The following is a 16,179-nucleotide window of genomic DNA, read 5'->3' as shown; positions in this document are numbered from 1 at the left end:
TACACCATCAGCGACGCCGGCATCGACACCGTCGAGGTGCCCGCATGAGCGCCGACCTGCTGGCCGAACTGCGCGCCGCCCACCAAATCATCCGCAACGCCCTGAGCCTCATGACGGCGGCGCAGAAGCACGCCTGGGGCGTGAAGAACGCCGCCGACAGCGTGGACGGCGAGGGCATCACCCGCGCCAATGAGCGCGCCGCGGCCATCGCCCGCGCCGAGGGGTCGCTGCCGCTGCCTCGCGCCTTCCCGGCGCCGCTGCTCTACCAGCACGACGACGGCCGCTACGGCCTGTCGTTCGGCCCGGCCCGCTTCGCCGTCGCCGCGCCCGCCTGGCATCGCGTGCCCCTCGACCTCATCGAATTCCCGCCGCGGGCCTGCCTGGCCCCGGCTTCCCCCTCGCCGGCCAGCCCGGCAACCCACCCCTGAAAGGAACCTTCGCCATGTCCATCATCGGCATCATCATCGGCAAGCAGAACTCCATCTGGCATCGCATCGACGCCGGTGGCGACGACCTCGTTATGTCGCCCGCCGACTTCGACGCCCACCCGATTTACGCCGGCATCGCCGACGACGAAATCGACGGGCAGCACATGGTGCGCGTGCCCGCGTTCTACTACCGCGCCGGCCCCGTGCGCAGCGGCCCGTATGCCGGCCGCCTCGCGCTGTGGGTGAGTCCCGAACCCGCCGAGGGCTTCGACCTGCACCCCGCGTTTCGCCACATGGGCGAACCGCTGCCGCAGTTCTGGATCGGCAAGTACCAGGGCACGCCCGACGGCGACTTCCTCGGCTCGAAGCCGGGCAGCGCGCCGCTCACCGCCGTCGACTTCCCGACCATGCAGCAGGCTGCCGGCCGCGATGGCCGCGGCTGGATGCTGTGGAGTATCTACCAGCTCGCCGCCGTGCAGATGCTGGCCCTGATCGAACACGCCACGGCCGACATGCAGGCGGTGATCGGCACGGGCTACGTCGACGGCGACGGCGTGCGCAGCGTCGACGATCCGCAGGTGGTGCAAGCCGCCTGGCGCGGCATCACGGGCCTGTGGGGCAACGTGTGGCAGATGGTCGACGGCTTGCGCACGTCGTCCGAGCGCGAGTACCGCATCTGGACGACCGACGGCTACCGCCAGTTCGTCGACACCGAGATCGAGGCCCCGAGCATCGGCTGGTTCCATCGCCGCAGCACCGAGCGCGACGAGGGCTTCGACCTCGGCGCGGTGTTCCTGCCCACCAGCGTGCGCAGCGAGCGGGACGAGTCGACCTACGGGGACTACTTCTGGGCGTCCAGCGACGCCGTCGCCTACCACGGCGGCAATTGGGCGTTCGGCGCGCACGCCGGCCTGTTCTCCCTGAACGTCGGCAACGCCGCGTCGAACTCGTACACGGCTGTCGGCGGCCGCCTCGCAAAGGTGTGACGGGTCATGCCCTCATGGGTCATGTGAGTTTGGGCGCGCCCGCCGAGCGGGCCGCCCTGTACTGAACAGGGAGCCGCCATGTCCGCCACACCCATCATCCCCGGCCGCGCGTATCGCGTGCGCGGCGCGGGCCTGGACGTCGCCGTGATCGCCGGCAACGGCTGCGACGCCATCGGAATCGCCTTGGAGATGCTGCCATGCTGGCCTTGATGCAGCGCTTCCGCGTGGCCTTCCACCTGCGCCGCGACCGCGCGCTGCGCCTGACGTGGCGCGCAAGCTGGCGCATTGCCGGGGAAATGCAGTAATGGCCGCCCAGCCCGCCGAGCCGACGCGGGAGCAGCTTCTGCACGCGCTGCGCGTGTCGGGCTGCACCCTCGACCTGGACGATGCCCTGTCGCGGCCGGCGCTGGCCGTCGCGCTGAAAAACACCGCGCGCGCCCTGGCGAAGCCGCGCCCGACCCGGCCCGCGCCATCGCTGGCCGACAAGCTGCGCAATCCGCCCAGGCCCGGCGGCGATTTCCGTATGCGCGCGGCGAACGACCGCGACGAGGGCGACACATGAAGAAGCGCCGCACGCCTCGCGCCATCCGCATCCCCGTCACGCGCGGCCTGCGCGACGAGTTTGCGATGGTGCTGCACACCTCGCTGTGGTGTCTCGACCGCGCGCCCACCGTCGGCGTGTTCGACAACCTCGCGGGCGTCTTCAACGTGGTGCAGCTTGCGCTCGAACACGACGCCCAGCACCAGCACGAAGCCCGGCTCATCACCGGCGGCGCTGCTGCGCTCAATCAGGTGATGCCGAAGGTGGCCGCCGGCCGCGCGCTGGCCGCCCACGAAACCGCGCCCATTCGCGTGGGCGTGAACACCATCGAGGCCCTGCTGGGCCGCCTCGACGCCACCGCCCTGTATCTCGCCATGCAGCGCCTGCGCGCCATGCGCCCGGCGGGCAACCAACAAGGAAAGGAACTATGACGAACGCCACCCCGACGCCGGCGGCGCAGGCGCCTGCCGCCTCGACGCCCTGGAACACCGGCCTGGTGCCGCTTTCTCGCGCGGCCTTCGACGTGCTGGCCGAGCGCCAGCGCCAGATCGAAACGGAAGGCTGGACGCCCGAGCATGACGACCGCCACGGCCCAGCCACCCTGGCCGTGGCCGCGGGCTACTACGCCCTGTGTACCGACGCCTTCCCGAACGCCGGCCAGCCGCCCCTCGGCTGGCCGTGGGATGCCTCATGGTGGAAGCCGAAAGACTTCCGCCGCGACCTGCAACGCGCCGGCGCGCTGATCCTGGCCGCGATGGAGTGCCACGACAGGCAGCACGGCGAGGCGCCCGTGGAGCGCCCGGTGCCGCACATGATCGACGCGGTGCGCGCCGTGCTGGCGCGCCACCTCGACCCGGTCGGTATCAGCAAGGCCGAAGCCATCGCCGAGATCATCGCCATCGTGGGCGACCCGCGCGAAGGAGGCGCCGCATGAAGGCCCGCGCCCCGCAACTTGCCTTGCCATTCCCTGGCGAACTCATCATCGACAACTTCGCCGGCGGTGGCGGCACCAGCACCGGACTAGAAGCAGCCTTCGGGCGCCCCGTGGACATTGCCATCAACCACGACCCCGAGGCGCTGGCGATGCACGCCCTGAACCATCCGTACACCAAACACCTGTGTGAAAGCGTGTGGGACGTTGACCCGATCGAGGTAACGGGCAATCAGCCCGTCGGCCTGGTGTGGCTGTCCCCGGATTGCAAGCATTTTTCCAAGGCCAAGGGCGGCACGCCGGTTTCCAAGGAAATTCGCGGCCTGGCCTGGGTGACGATGCGCTGGGCCGCGCTGTGCCGTCCGCGCGTCATCATGCTGGAAAACGTCGAGGAATTCCAAACGTGGGGGCCGCTCATTGTCGACCCCGACGGCACGATGTACCCCGACCCGCGCCGCAAGGGTAAAACCTTCGAGTCGTTCGTGCGACAACTGCGCCAGCATGGCTACACGGTAGATTGGCGCGAATTGCGGGCGTGCGACAACGGCGCGCCGACCATCCGCAAGAGGCTGTTCCTGGTCGCGCGCCGCGACGGCTTGCCGATCGTGTGGCCCGAGCAGACGCACGGCGAACCCGCCTCGCGCGAGGTGCTGGCCGGCACGCTGGCGCCATACCGTACCGCCGCCGAGTGCATCGACTTCGACCTGCCGGCGGCCAGCATTTTCGACCGCTCCAAGCCGCTGGCGGCGAATACCCAGCGGCGGGTCGCCAAAGGGCTATGGCGGCATGTTCTCGCCAGCCCCAAGCCCTTCATCGTGACGAACACGACCGGCCACGCCGCGCGCGCTGCCGACGAACCGCTGCCGACTGTCACTACGGGCGGGCATCACATGCTCGGCCAGCCGGTACTCGCGCCGTTCGTGGCCGGCGCCGGCGGCCCCGCGTACTCGGGCAAGCCCACGGCAGCTAACCAGCCGATGGGCACGCTCACCGCCGAGAACCACCGCGCCGTCGTGATGCCTGCGCTGATGCCGTTCATCACCGAACACGCGAACGCCAGCAATCAGCGCACCATGCCGGCCGACGATCCGCTGCGCACCATCTGCGCCCAGGTCAAGGGCGGTCATTTTTCGGTGGTCGGCGCCCACCTCATCACCATCGGATACGGCGAACGCGAGGGCCAGCAGCCCCGCGCGCAGGACATTGAGCAGCCCCTGGGAACCGTCGTCACCGCCAACAAGCACGCGGTGGTTGCCGCGCACCTGGCCCACCTGACGCACCACGGCGACCGCAGCGGCTCGACGCCGGCCGAGCCGCTGCCCACGGTGACGGGCGCGCACCGCGGCGAACAGGCGCTGATCGTTGCCAACCTGATCGACATGGGGCACGGCGAGACGTGCAGCACGGGCGCAAAGCGGTGGAGCAGCGGCGTGCGGTCGCTGGAAACGCCGCTCAATTCCGTGACGGCCAGCAGTTCGCCCAGTGCCTTGACCGCTGCTTTTTTCGAGCAGGCGAACGGCGGTTTCTACGATGGCGACGGCCGCGCCGCCGACGCGCCGCTGTCCACCATCACGGCCTCGGGCAGCAATCAGCGGATGGCGACGGCCTACTTGGTCAAGTATTACAGCAGCGGTGGGCAATGGCAGGACGCCAGAGAACCAATGCACACCCTGCCGACGAAGGGCCGCATGGGCCTGGTGCAGGCCGTGCAGGTTCCCGCCAATTGCCTGTCGCCGGAACACCGCGAGAAGGCGCGCAAGTGCGCTGCGCTGCTGCACGAACACCTCGCCGAGCAGTTCCCCGAGCCGGCCGACTTGGTGCTGATGGCCTACGGCGGAACATGGTGGGTGCTGGTCGACGTCACCCTGCGGATGCTGAAAGCGCGGGAACTCTATCGCGCCCAGTCCTTCCCGGACAGCTACATCACCCACGAAATCCCTGACCCGAAGTTGCTGTTCAGGAACGGCGTGCAGGTGCCGGGCGATCCGCGCCTGCTGCCCCGCGTCCCGCTGTCCATCACCGCGCAGATTCGCATGTGCGGCAACAGCGTCGCACCTGTCCAGGCCGAGGCCCTGGCGCTGGCGAACTTCCGGCATGAGGCTGCCTACATGGACAAGGTCGCATAGCGAGGGGGAACCATGAGAAAAATCTACATCAGCGGCCCCATGACGGGCCTGCCGAAGCTCAATTTCCCGGCGTTCAACGCCGAGGCCATGCGCCTGCGCGAATTGGGCTACGACGTCATCAATCCGGCCGAGATCAATCCCGACCCTAGCGCGCCCTGGCAGGACTGCCTACGTGCCGACCTGCGCGCGATGCTCGACTGCGACACCCTCGCGCTGCTGCCCGGCTGGGCGAAGTCGCAGGGCGCCCACCTGGAAGTGCATGTGGCGCACCGCGTCGGCATCGACATTGTCGAGGCGGCCGCCATCACCGCCGGCCCGGCGGATGACGACGAACAGCTTATTGCCCGCGCCCGCGAAGTCATCGTCGCCCAGGGGCGCGTCTCGACCAGCCTGCTACAGGCCCGCCTGCGCATCGGCTTTCTGCACGCCGAGGCGCTGCTGGGCGCGCTCGAACGGCGCGGCATCATCAGCCCGGCCGACAAGCACCTGCGCCGCACGGTGCCGGCCAGCGCGGGGGAATGACCATGTCCCTGGAAGACCTCGCTTTCCCCCGCGACCCGCGCTACGTGCCGCCAGCGCGGCCTGCCCCGCAATCGTCGGAAGCCGTGCTGCGGCTGCGTGCGTGCGCCAAGACCCAGGTGGCCGCCACGCGCGCGTGCCTGTCGCTGGTCGACGCGCTGATCGCCAAGCATGGCGACCAGCCGGTTTCCGGCGCCGACGCCGTGCGCTTGGCCGAAGCCCTGCAACGCCTGGAAGACAGCACCGCCGCGCTGGTGGCGGCCGCCCATGCAGGCCCATCAGCGAGGGCCGGGCATGATTGACGCGGATTCCCTGCTGCTCACGCGCACGCAGCTCGAAGAACTGACCGGCACTGTGCAGCCGGCGCGCATGATGGCCTGGCTGGATGCCCGGCATTGGGTCTACGAACCGCCGCCGCGCCGCGGCGAGATTCCGCGCGTGTCGCGCGCCTACTTCGAGGCCCGCATGTCGGGCCGCTCGACTATAGGCCGCCGTGTCGGCCCACGCCTGGATTTCATGACGCCATGAATCGAAAGCGCGACAGGCGCGACGGCCTGCCGTATCGGGTGTACGAACGGAAGGGCACGCGCACATACTCCATCGGCTACAAGCTGCCCGACAACACTTGGGCCTTCCGCCTTCGGTGCCCCGTTACCGACCGCGCCAAAATGTCCGAACTGCGGGCCGAGGCGATTCGCCGCGCCGGCGAGATCGGCCTGGGCCGGCCCGCCGAAGGCTCGGTGGACGCGCTGATCGACGCCTGGCTGGCCTGGCAGGAGAGCCTGCCCCTGGATAGCCCCGAACGCCGCGCCGACTCGACGATGGACGAGAACAAGCGCGAGATCAAGCGCCTGCGCGCCGCGTTCGGGCACATGGCCGTGGCCGACCTCATCAAGAAGGACGCCTACGACTACCTGGACGCCTGCGTGAAGGCGCGCCGGCCGGCCAAGGGCAACAAGGAAATTTCGCTCATGCGCCGCATCCTGGAACGCGGCGTGCGCATGGGCATGATCGTCACCAATCCGTTCGACGACGTCGAGCGCAACGCGACGACGACCTATGAACGCTTGGTGACGGATGCCGAGATCGACCTGGCCGTGCGCGTCGGCCGGAAACTGGGCGGCGCGGGCCTGATCGTGGCCCTGGCGCTGAAAACGGCCTGGCTATGCCTGCGCCGCTCGGTCGAGGTTCGCGCCTTCACGCGCGACCAGATTACCGACGAGGGCATCCAGTGGGTGGCGGCAAAGCGCCGGCGCGGCGCCGCGCCGCGCATCGGCATCATCGAGTGGAGCCCCGAACTGCGCGCCACGATCGACGAAGCCCTTGCCATCGAACGCTACAAGATGGCCGGAGACCTGTACGTGTTCGGGAACCTGCACGGCCAGCGATACACGAAGGGCGGCTGGAAGATCACCCTTTCCAGGCTGATGAAGGCGTGCGTCGAGCGCGCTGCCGCCGAGGGCATCCCCTTCAAGCCGTTCAGCTTGCAAGACTGCCGGCCCAAGGGCGTCACCGACAAGATGGAGCGCGGCGACGAGGATGTAGTGGACGCCACCCTGCACACGTCGGAACGGATGGTGCGGCAGACCTACGACCGCCGGCGCGTGCGGCGCGCGAAGCCGGCGCAGTAGGGCATCAGGATTCTTTCGTGACGCCTTCGATGAAGCCCGAAACCACCCTGTTCAGTGCCTTTTTGTCGCCTGCCGGCAACCGCTCATATTCAACCATGCGCGCGGAAAACGGCCAGTCGCCTTTCTCTGACGCAGGTTCGCGGTGCCTATCAACTTCTCCAGGCTTTAGGTATTTCGGCCCCTCTCCGGTGGCAAGCCACCACGTATGCACGCCAAAGAATGCCGCCGCCCTGATGGCATTCGACGCTTCAAGTTGTTTTGTCTTGCCGGTGAGCCAGGCGCTTACCGAGGGCTGCTTTATTCCGCAGGCCCGCGCGAGGTCTACCAGCTTGACCTCTGGCCTTTCGGCAAGCAATTCCGCGAATCGTTCGGCAAGGGTTGACATAGTTAGACAAGGCTAATTGAAAAGACTATAGACATGGCTTTGTTTTGGGGTATAGTTATGTCTTGATAGCTATGTCATGAACGAACCATCCATTCGGACTTCATCAGCATGAGCATGAACACCACCAATCCCGACCCGGCCGGCCGACAAGGTGCGCACGTCCCACGTCGCCGCGCTCTTAGCAAGCCGCCGCATCCCGATTCGGCGCTGATCGACCGACTGGGCGGCACGCAAGCCGCCGCTGCCTTCTTCGAGGTGAAAGGCGGGTCGGTTTCTGTATGGCGATACAAGGGGCTTCCCCGCGCCCGGATGATGTACCTGCGGGTTGTCCGGCCCGACCTGTTCGAGCCTGCCGAGCAGCAGGCAGCGGCACCGACTAGCGTCACGACGCAAGCGGCGGCGGCATGACGACGGCCGACCGGAACGCCGCGCCGCTGGTGCCCGACCTCGTCGAGCAATCCATACGCGACCAGGATGCCTTCGCCCAGGGCCTCGGCTTCCTGGTCGGCACGCTTCGGCACCTGCTGGCCGACCAGCTCGGCGATGAAGCCGAGACGGCCGCGGGGCCGCGCATCCAGATTGGGCCGCTCGATGTGTAAGGCATCAGTGCGCCATTCCACCGGCCGCCGCGCGTTCCTCGCGGCTGGTGTCGGCTTCCCGGCACAAGCGCCGGAACACCTCGGCCACCAGCACCTCGCTGGCGTCGGGCACCTGTCGGCACGCAATCAGGCGCGCTTCGTGGAGCAGGAATTCGGTTTCAGTCATCAGCGTGTCCATGTGGTTCCTCGTCGTGGCAAAGCCGGCATCGTCGCCGGCCACGCCCGGCCCGTCTATTCGTACATCCCGAGATGTGAACCCGCCCGAGGCCCGCGCCCCGGCCGGTATGGACAGTCTCTTTTTTTTGCCCAGCGGAAGCCATCCGAAGGCTTCCGAACTTTTCGGAAGGGGGTGACGCCGTGACGCCGCAGGCCCTGTTTTACGAATCGCTGACCGACGCGCTGCGCGCCATCATCGCCGCCGCCGGCGGCACCAAGGCCGTGGCCGGCCAGCTTTGGCCCGAGAAGACGCCCGACGCGGCGCACCGCTACCTGCTCGACTGCCTGAACGAGGCCCGTTCCGAAAAGCTGTCGCCCGAGCAAGTGCTGTGGCTGTTGACCCTGGGCCGCAAGGTCGGGTGCCACGCAGGGATGAACTTCTTGGCGCGCGAGGCCGGCTACGCCGATCCGGCGCCGATCGAGCCGGAAGACGAACGGGCGCGCCTGCAACGCGAGTATGTCGAGGCCGTGAAGGGCCTGAACCGCCTGGCCGACCGCATGGAGCGCCTGGGCCTGGGGGATGCGCGATGACCGATGAATTCGATCGCGCCAGCGAACGCGAACAGGCCGACCGCGAAGCTGCGCTGGCGAATGCCCGCGCCGCCGCGGGCGCGATGCCCAAGGGTGAACCCGGCGAGTGCGACGGCTGCGGTGAACACTTCGCCCGGCTGGTCGGTGGCCTGTGCGGCTTCTGCCGCGATGGAAGGAAGCGCGCATGACGCCGTCCCGCCCCATCGTCCGCTACCACGGCGGGAAATGGCGCCTCGCGCCTTGGATCGTCGGGCACCTGCCCGAGCATCGCGTGTACGTCGAGCCGTTCGGGGGGGGGGCATCGGTGCTGCTGCGTAAGCCCCGCTCATACGCCGAGGTCTACAACGACCTGGATGGCGAGATCGTCAACCTGTTCCAGGTCGCGCGCGACGCCGGCGAGCGCCTGGCCCGGGCGTGCGAACTGACGCCCTACGCGCGGGAAGAATTCGAGCGCAGCTACGAACCGTCCACCGACGCGCTGGAACAGGCCCGCCGCACGCTGGTGCGCAGCTACATGGGCTTCGGCCCGGCCGGCACCAGCGGGCAGGGTACGGGCTTCCGCTCCAACACCTCGCGTGCGTACAGCACGCCGGCGCATGACTGGCTGACCTATCCCGAGGGCCTGCGCGCCGCCATCCAGCGGCTGCGCGGCGTGGTGATCGAGAACCGCGAGGCGGCCGCGTGCATGGCCTCGCACGATTCCCCGCAGACCCTGCACTACGTCGACCCGCCCTATGTCCATGCCACGCGCGGCCTGCGCCGGCGGTCGCCTGCATACCGGCACGAAATGACGGACGACCAGCACGCGGCCCTGGCCGAGGTGCTGCATGGACTGCGCGGCATGGTGGTGGTGAGCGGCTACCGCTGCGACCTCTACGACCGGCTGTATGCCGACTGGTTGCGCATCGACAGGCCGGCCCATGCCGATGGCGCGCGCCCGCGCGTCGAATCCCTTTGGCTGTCGCCCAGCGCGGCCGCCGCTGGCCAGCGCGAGCAGGTGGCCGCATGACGCGCCGCGCCCACGCCCGCCTTTCTTTTTTCGCGTCCGCGCCGAGGGCGGAAATCCCCGCACCCCCGGAAGGGTGGCGGCCTGCGGCGAGGGTTGCACGGTCGGGGACGCAACGGCCTGCAAATGTTGTTTTTTTGCAACCAGGCGGGGCCCCTGGCGGATTTTCGGCCTCACGGGCCGCCAGACCCGCCGAATTCCGCTAGGCGACAGGGCAACGATATAGGCAACCACACACGATGAGTTGGAAGAATTACGACGATGTGCTTTCCCAGCTTCGGGCCGCCGGCCTGGACGTGGACACGTCGCGCTTCGAGGTCGGCACGACGCGGCCCATCCGCTGCCGCACCACCGACCAGCACGACAAGGAACGCCGGGGCTGGTACTGGTTGAACGAAATCTGGCTGGATGAGGCGGCGCCGGACGGCACGCCCATGCGTGAGTGCTACATCGTCGGCAGCTACGGCATCTATCGCGGCAACGACTCGGGCAAGCAGAAGATCAAGCTGTCGCGTCGCGGCCCGGCCATGTCGGCCGAGCAGGCCGCAGCCATGAAGGCCCGGCACGCCGAGAACGTGCGCCGCGCCAAGGCCATCCGAGAGGCCGAGCAGGAAGCCGCCGCCCAGGTCGCGGCGCGGGCCTGGGCCAAGTACCTGCCCGTCAGCCCGAAACCATCCGACTACCTGGCGCGCAAGGGCGTCGGCGGCTATGGCATCCGGTACTCGCCCTCGGGCAATGGCACGGTGGCCGTGCCCATGTGCGACGCCACGGGGAAGGTGTGGGGCCTGCAAATCATCCGCGGCCGCGATCGTGGGCGCGGGCGGATGGAGAAGGAATACTGGCCGCGCGGCTTGAGCAAGACCGGCCACTACCACATGATCGGGTCGCCGCGCGACGTCATCCTGCTGGGCGAGGGCTACGCGACCTGCGCGACGCTTCATGAAGACACGGGCTACCCGGTGGCGGTGGCCTTCGACGCCGGCAACCTGATGCCGGTGGCGCTGGCGCTGCACAAGGCGTATCCGCGCGCGTACATCCTGGCGTGCGCCGACGATGACTACCTGACCGAGGGCAATCCCGGTGTCGCGGCGGCCATGAACGCGGCCACCGCCGTGGGCGGCGGATGGGTACAGCCCGAATTCCCGGCTGACCGCGAGGGCAAGAAGCTCACCGACTTCAACGACCTGCACCATTTCCCCGCCGGCGGGGCGCATGTGGTGCGCGCGCAGATCGAGGCCGCACTGGAAGCCGCTGGCCGCCTCGCCGGGCCTACCAGCCGCCCCGCTTTGCGCCTGGTGCCCGGCACCGGCCCGGAACCCAACAAGGGGGAAGGGGAGCGGCAAGCCGAAGCCATCATGCTGCTGGACGACCTGGTGGAGCGGTTCATTCCGATCGACGACGGCACGGGCGACTACGTCTTCGACACCTGGACGAACAAGATTGCCAAGCGCACGCAGATGGTGACGTTGCTGCCCGCCGGCGTGCGCGCCGACGACATAAAGCGGCATCCGCTATGGATCGAGCGCGGCGCCTACTTCATCGACGAAATCGGCTTCGACCCTTCCGGGCAGGACGCCAGTGTGAAGCTGAACACCTGGCGCGGCTGGCCTCGCCAGCCGAAGGCAGGTAGCTGCGAATTGCTGCTCGAACTGCTGGCGTACCTGTGCAGCGGCGAGCCGAACCAGGACGAGGTCTACAACTGGCTGCTGCGCTGGATGGCCTACCCGCTCCAGAATCCGGGCGCGAAGATGTCGTCGGCCGTCATCATGCACGGCCCGCAAGGCACCGGGAAGTCGACCGTGTTCCAGGCCCTGGCCTGGATATACGGCGCGGGCACCACGCGCGACTATTCCACGGTGCTGAACCAGCGCGGCCTCGAAGACAAGTTCAATGCCGACTGGGCGGCCGATAGGCTCTACATCCTCGCCGAGGAAGTGGTGACGCGCGCGGAAATGTGGCACATCAAGAACGAGTTGAAGGAACTCGTCACGGGCGCGCGCATCCGGGTGAACCCGAAGCACACCGCCGCCTACACGCAGCGCAACCACATCAACATCGTGTACCTCTCGAACGAGGGCCAGCCGCTGCCGCTCGACAACGACGACCGCCGGCACCTGGTGGTCTACACGCCGCCGGCCCAGCCCGAGGCGTTCTACGACCAGGTGCAGCGTGAATTGCTGAACGGCGGGTACGAGGCGTTCTATGACCATCTGCTGAATCTCGACCTGTCGGACTTTCACCCGGCCAAGCGGCCGCCGATGACGCTGGCGAAGCAAAAGCTGATCGACCTGTCGCTGCCGTCGGAGGCCATCTTCGTGCGCGAATGGCAGGCCGGCCAGCTCGAAATCGACGAAGGCCGCGGGCCGCTGCCATTCTGCCCGTGTAGCGGGCGGCACCTCTACACCGCCTACAAAAAATGGTGCGCCCTGACGGGCGTATCGCGGCCACGCGATGAAACGCAGTTCATCGGCTACGTGGGTCGCCTGCCCGACTGGCAATCCGGCAAGGCCGTCGCCACCCTGGAAAACCTCAACAGCACCACCTACAAGAACCGCAAGATGGTCATCCCCAGCCCGCAGGCCATCGCCGAGGCCGAGGCGGCGGGCGCCGCCACCATCGACGACCTGGGCGGCACGAAGCCGCGCGGCAGGTGGCTGACCGAGTCTTTTTTCGCGTTCAGCAATGCGCTAGGGGGTGGCCTGTGACCTCACGCATATCACGCCGCTATCTCACGGCTAGATCGCTGCAAGGCCGCTATCTAACTAGTCTCACGCCTATCACGCCCTGCGCGCACACGCATGACGAAAACAGAATCCCCATTCGTGCGCATTCCTCGCGTGATGTACGTAACCCCGTTATAGGCGTGAGATTAGTTATATGGCCCATTTCAAAAGATTTTGAAGTGAGAAAGGGCGTTATATGGCGTGAGAAAGCCGCGTTCGAGGGGGATTTCGCATGACCCTGGAATCGAAAGCGGCCTTCGCGCGCCGCATCGGCGTCAACAAGTCCACCATCACCCGCGCCGCGCAGGCCGGCCGGCTGGTGCTGGACGGCGAAATGGTTGACGTCGAGCAAAGTCTGGCCCGCTGGCACGCCACCCAAGGCGGCCGCACCGACGTCGCCGCGCGGCACGCCGCCCAGCGCGGGCAGGCTATCCCTGCGCTGCCGACCCCCTGCGCTGCCCAGGAAAACGCTGTGGCGGGCCTGTACGGCCCCGGCGCAGGCATGGTTGCGGGCATGGTTGCAGCGCAACCCGACGCGCAACCCGAGGGTGCCGATACCGACGGCGGCATCGACCGCACCGCCTTCAAGGCAATGGCCCTGCGGTACGAAAACGAGGCCATCAAGCTGGAAATGGCGCTGCGCCGCCATCTGCGCTATCCCCTGGAAGACGTGCGCCGCGAGGCGCAGGCGCTGGGCATGACGCTGCGCGCCGGCGTGGAACGCCTGATAGACCAGACCGCACCGCGGCTGGCCGCCATGACCGGCACGGCCGAGCGGGAAGCCCTGCTGCGCGCCGAGGTCGCCGCACTGGGCAGGGCCTTCCGCGCCGAGTTCAAGCAGTCGCTGCGCCGCCTGCGCCAGCAGCGCAAGGGGACGAACTGATGGCGACCCTTGCCGACCTGCAAACCGAGCGCGAAAAGCTGCGCGCGCTCGCCGCGAAGTCCGAATACGAGGCGGCCTACGCCGAAACGGCTGGTCGCCGCGAGGTAATGCTGGCCGCCGCAGCCGTGCGCCGCACCGTCGACGCCGCCCTGGTCGACCTGCCGCGCCTGATGGCCCAGGCCATCGAGGGCGAGGCCGACGAGACGCGCACGCACTACCTGCTGGCCGACACCGCGCACATGGTGATGACGGACGTGGGCGACCGCGCGGCGCGGGCCTGCGAAGCATTGCCGCCCGCCGGCGACCGATTCCGCCGCGGCGCGCAGCCGCGCGACCTGCTCACCGTCAGCGAATGGGCGGACAGGCACCGCTGGCTGCGCTCGGGGACGAACGCGCCCGGCCGCTGGAACACCGCGCTGACGCCGTACCTGCGCGAGATCATGGACGCGCTGTCGGAACATAGCCCAGTGCGCACCGTGTCCTTTGCGAAGTCGTCGGGCGTGGGCGGTTCCGAGGTGCTGATGAACTGGATCGGCTACATCATGCACCACCTGCAAAACAAGGACATGCTGGTGGTGCTGCCGACGCTGGAACTGCGCGACCGCAGCTTCAACCCGCGCATGTCCAAGATGCTGGCCGAAACCGACGTGCTGGCCGGCATCACGTCGCGCGCCAGCCGCGACAAGGCGAACCGCGGGGACGTGGTCGAGTACGGCGCCCACGCCCGCATCATCCGCTCGGGCGCGAACAGCCCCGACTCGCTGCGCTCCGACCATATCCCCTACGTCGGTTGCGACGAGGTGAGCGCCTTCCCGTGGGACGTGGGCGGCGAGGGCGACCCCATGACGCTGATCGACAACCGGCAGCGCACGTACAGCCGCGCGAAGTCGTATTTCATCAGCACGCCCACGGTGGCCGGCCGCTGCCGCATCACGCTGCTGTTCTCGCGCGGCGACCAGCGCCGCTACCACGTCCCATGTCCGCATTGCGGCCAGCACCAGCACCTCGAATTCGACCGCACCGGCACCGCCGCGCACGGCCTGAAATGGCGCCTCGCGCCATCCGTCGACGAGGAAACCGGCGAGGTGCTGCGCCCGCGCGTGCTGTCGGCCTGGTACGTGTGCAAGCACTGCAAGAACGAAATCAGCGAGACGCACAAGACGGCCATGCTGGCCGGCGGGAAGTGGATCGCCGCGCGCCCGTCCATCAAGCGCCATCGCAGCTACCACATCAACGTTCTGTACGCGCCCGTGGGCCTGGGCGTGTCGTGGAAAGACGTGGCGCAGAAGTGGCTGGATTGCCAGGGCGACACGGCCGAAATGAAGGCGTTCGTGAACACCTACCTGGGCGAAGCCTGGGCCGAGCAGGGCGACAGCATCGAGGATATTTCGCTGATTTCCCGACTGGAAGACTACGACCCCGACACCATCCCCTTCCGCCTGCGCACCGCCGGCGTGGACGTGCAGAAAAACCGGCTGGAAGCCAGCTATGTGGGCTGGGGCGAGAAGGAAGAAGCCTGGCTCATCGACCACGTCATCATTCCTGGCGACACGGCGCAACCCGAGGTGTGGCAGGCGCTCGCGGAGTCCATGCGCGAACACCGTATCCAGCACGCCATCGTCGACGCCGGCTACAACACCAGCATGGTGCATAGCTTCTGCGCCGCGAACCGCTACGCCGTGGCCGGCAAGGGTATCGCCGGCCCGGCTCGGCCACTGGTCGAAGATGAGGTCAAGCGCCGCCAGCGGATGCGCAAGCGCCTGAAAAAGCAGCACGCCGTCGAACCTATCGGCGTTGACCAGGGCAAGGCGCTGGTGTACGCGCGCCTGAAACTGGACAAGAGTGGCCCCGGCTACATCCATTTCCCCGGCGAACCGGCCTTCGACGACGAGTATTTCGCGCAGCTTGCCGCCGAAAAACTGGTCACGAAAGTGCGCGGCACCCGCCCGTTCTCGGAATGGGTGCAGATCCGCGCGCGCAACGAGGCGCTGGACTGCCTTGTGTACGCCACCGCCGCCATGCGCCTGTCGCGCGTGAACCTGTCGGCGCCGCCACCGCCACCCCCCGACCCCAACACCACGCCCGCACCGCGGCGCCCGGCCCGCCGCCGTGTCGTCAGCAGCGCCCTATCCCGATGAATACCCGCCCAAGAAAGGACACCGCCATGTCAAATAACAAACTCGCCGCGAGCCAGCGCAACACCGTGCTGGACGACATTGTGGCCGTAATCGGCCTGCGCGCCACGGTGCTGCTGGCCGCCTGGTGGGGCGGTCGCAACATCGTCGTGCCCGACAGCAGGCCCGAGCGCAGCGTGATCGCCAGGGTAATCGGCGAAGAAGCCGCGCGCCGCTTGAGCGCCGCCTACCCGGCCGAGCAAATCTTCATCCCGCGCCTGAACTGGTTCGAGGAAGTGCGCAAGGCCCGGCAGGTCTACAACCTGCGCGCCCGCGGCTTCGCTTTCGACGAGATCGCGCAGCTCATGGTGCTGACCAAGCGCGAAGTCGAAGACATGGCCGAGGTCGGCCGCTTCGCCGCCGAGGCCGTGGCGATGGAGCGGGCCGACCGGCGCGGCCCGCAATTGTTCGACCTGGAACTGCCGCAGGTGCGCGGCGGTCGCGGCGGCCAGCCGAGCAAGCGCGCCAGCCGCGCCGCCAAGAACGGCGGGGGGGCATGA

General features: G+C 68.2%; 22 protein-coding genes. 20 read left to right on the top strand and 2 right to left on the bottom strand.

The window, feature by feature from the left end; translation table 11 throughout:
• Nucleotides 1–44 precede the first annotated feature (44 nt).
• The 11 genes from AXA74_RS20520 (at nt 45) to AXA74_RS20475 (ending at nt 7,162) form a co-directional block, all read left to right on the top strand.
• A complete protein-coding gene (locus AXA74_RS20520; protein WP_060833306.1) occupies nt 45–428 on the top strand; it encodes a hypothetical protein in 384 nt (127 codons plus the stop codon).
• 14 nt (nt 429–442) lie between these two features.
• On the top strand, nt 443–1,414 hold the full coding sequence (locus AXA74_RS20515; protein ID WP_060833305.1) for a hypothetical protein: 972 nt from the start codon (nt 443–445) through the stop codon (nt 1,412–1,414).
• Between the two features lie 78 nt (nt 1,415–1,492).
• Nucleotides 1,493–1,624: a hypothetical protein gene (locus tag AXA74_RS24815; RefSeq protein ID WP_269471913.1), complete on the top strand. Its 132-nt coding sequence runs from the start codon at nt 1,493–1,495 to the stop codon at nt 1,622–1,624.
• Nucleotides 1,625–1,718: 94 nt separating this feature from the next.
• Entirely contained in the window at nt 1,719–1,976 is a 258-nt protein-coding gene (locus tag AXA74_RS20510) for a hypothetical protein (protein ID WP_060833304.1), read from the top strand.
• A complete protein-coding gene (locus AXA74_RS20505; RefSeq protein ID WP_060833303.1) occupies nt 1,973–2,386 on the top strand; it encodes a hypothetical protein in 414 nt (137 codons plus the stop codon). The genes AXA74_RS20510 and AXA74_RS20505 overlap by 4 nt, the downstream gene beginning before the upstream one ends.
• Nucleotides 2,383–2,889, top strand: a complete 507-nt coding sequence (locus tag AXA74_RS20500; RefSeq protein ID WP_060833302.1) for a hypothetical protein — start codon at nt 2,383–2,385, stop codon at nt 2,887–2,889. The genes AXA74_RS20505 and AXA74_RS20500 overlap by 4 nt, the downstream gene beginning before the upstream one ends.
• Complete coding sequence (locus tag AXA74_RS20495) at nt 2,886–5,012, top strand: DNA cytosine methyltransferase (protein WP_060833301.1); 2,127 nt, start codon at nt 2,886–2,888, stop codon at nt 5,010–5,012. Before AXA74_RS20500 ends, AXA74_RS20495 begins: the two co-directional genes overlap by 4 nt.
• A gap of 12 nt (nt 5,013–5,024) precedes the next feature.
• Nucleotides 5,025–5,534 (top strand): DUF4406 domain-containing protein, encoded by a 510-nt coding sequence (locus tag AXA74_RS24010; RefSeq protein ID WP_081093947.1) that lies wholly within the window; start codon nt 5,025–5,027, stop codon nt 5,532–5,534.
• A 2-nt stretch (nt 5,535–5,536) separates the two neighbouring features.
• Nucleotides 5,537–5,833 carry a hypothetical protein gene (locus AXA74_RS24410; protein WP_060833300.1) on the top strand — a complete coding sequence of 99 codons (297 nt, stop codon included), beginning with the start codon at nt 5,537–5,539 and terminating at the stop codon, nt 5,831–5,833.
• Nucleotides 5,826–6,059: a DUF4224 domain-containing protein gene (locus AXA74_RS20480; protein ID WP_060833299.1), complete on the top strand. Its 234-nt coding sequence runs from the start codon at nt 5,826–5,828 to the stop codon at nt 6,057–6,059. The genes AXA74_RS24410 and AXA74_RS20480 overlap by 8 nt, the downstream gene beginning before the upstream one ends.
• Nucleotides 6,056–7,162 carry a site-specific integrase gene (locus AXA74_RS20475; protein WP_060833298.1) on the top strand — a complete coding sequence of 369 codons (1,107 nt, stop codon included), beginning with the start codon at nt 6,056–6,058 and terminating at the stop codon, nt 7,160–7,162. Before AXA74_RS20480 ends, AXA74_RS20475 begins: the two co-directional genes overlap by 4 nt.
• A 4-nt stretch (nt 7,163–7,166) precedes the next feature.
• Here AXA74_RS20475 and AXA74_RS24305 read toward each other — a convergent pair whose 3' ends face one another.
• The gene (locus tag AXA74_RS24305; RefSeq protein WP_126623558.1) at nt 7,167–7,547 is read right to left on the bottom strand and encodes a helix-turn-helix domain-containing protein; all 381 of its coding nucleotides are present in this window, start codon (nt 7,545–7,547) and stop codon (nt 7,167–7,169) included.
• 108 nt (nt 7,548–7,655) lie between these two features.
• Here AXA74_RS24305 and AXA74_RS24005 point away from each other — a divergent pair, with 108 nt between their 5' ends.
• Entirely contained in the window at nt 7,656–7,955 is a 300-nt protein-coding gene (locus tag AXA74_RS24005) for a hypothetical protein (protein WP_197723100.1), read from the top strand.
• The gene (locus AXA74_RS20470) at nt 7,952–8,146 is read left to right on the top strand and encodes a hypothetical protein (RefSeq protein WP_060833297.1); all 195 of its coding nucleotides are present in this window, start codon (nt 7,952–7,954) and stop codon (nt 8,144–8,146) included. Before AXA74_RS24005 ends, AXA74_RS20470 begins: the two co-directional genes overlap by 4 nt.
• A gap of 4 nt (nt 8,147–8,150) precedes the next feature.
• Here AXA74_RS20470 and AXA74_RS24300 read toward each other — a convergent pair whose 3' ends face one another.
• On the bottom strand, nt 8,151–8,324 hold the full coding sequence (locus AXA74_RS24300) for a hypothetical protein (RefSeq protein WP_155680899.1): 174 nt from the start codon (nt 8,322–8,324) through the stop codon (nt 8,151–8,153).
• Nucleotides 8,325–8,503: 179 nt separating this feature from the next.
• On the opposite strand from AXA74_RS24300, the gene AXA74_RS20465 reads away from it, so the two are divergent.
• The 7 genes from AXA74_RS20465 to AXA74_RS20435 all read left to right on the top strand — a co-directional run bounded on the left by AXA74_RS20465 (nt 8,504) and on the right by AXA74_RS20435 (nt 16,179).
• Complete coding sequence (locus tag AXA74_RS20465) at nt 8,504–8,893, top strand: hypothetical protein (protein ID WP_060833296.1); 390 nt, start codon at nt 8,504–8,506, stop codon at nt 8,891–8,893.
• Entirely contained in the window at nt 8,890–9,081 is a 192-nt protein-coding gene (locus tag AXA74_RS20460; protein WP_060833295.1) for a hypothetical protein, read from the top strand. Before AXA74_RS20465 ends, AXA74_RS20460 begins: the two co-directional genes overlap by 4 nt.
• The gene (locus AXA74_RS20455; protein ID WP_060833294.1) at nt 9,078–9,902 is read left to right on the top strand and encodes a DNA adenine methylase; all 825 of its coding nucleotides are present in this window, start codon (nt 9,078–9,080) and stop codon (nt 9,900–9,902) included. Before AXA74_RS20460 ends, AXA74_RS20455 begins: the two co-directional genes overlap by 4 nt.
• 236 nt (nt 9,903–10,138) lie before the next feature.
• Complete coding sequence (locus AXA74_RS20450) at nt 10,139–12,604, top strand: DUF5906 domain-containing protein (protein ID WP_060833293.1); 2,466 nt, start codon at nt 10,139–10,141, stop codon at nt 12,602–12,604.
• Nucleotides 12,605–12,854: 250 nt separating this feature from the next.
• Complete coding sequence (locus AXA74_RS20445; protein ID WP_060833292.1) at nt 12,855–13,505, top strand: hypothetical protein; 651 nt, start codon at nt 12,855–12,857, stop codon at nt 13,503–13,505.
• Nucleotides 13,505–15,643 carry a phage terminase large subunit family protein gene (locus tag AXA74_RS20440; protein ID WP_060833291.1) on the top strand — a complete coding sequence of 713 codons (2,139 nt, stop codon included), beginning with the start codon at nt 13,505–13,507 and terminating at the stop codon, nt 15,641–15,643. Before AXA74_RS20445 ends, AXA74_RS20440 begins: the two co-directional genes overlap by 1 nt.
• Before the next feature lie 26 nt (nt 15,644–15,669).
• Nucleotides 15,670–16,179: a hypothetical protein gene (locus AXA74_RS20435; RefSeq protein ID WP_060833290.1), complete on the top strand. Its 510-nt coding sequence runs from the start codon at nt 15,670–15,672 to the stop codon at nt 16,177–16,179.

This window comes from Bordetella hinzii LMG 13501, assembly GCF_001548475.1.
GTDB lineage: Bacteria > Pseudomonadota > Gammaproteobacteria > Burkholderiales > Burkholderiaceae_B > Bordetella > Bordetella hinzii.
The sequence above is the reverse complement of the archived record's forward strand: the minus strand, read 5'-3'. Positions and strand labels throughout refer to the sequence as shown.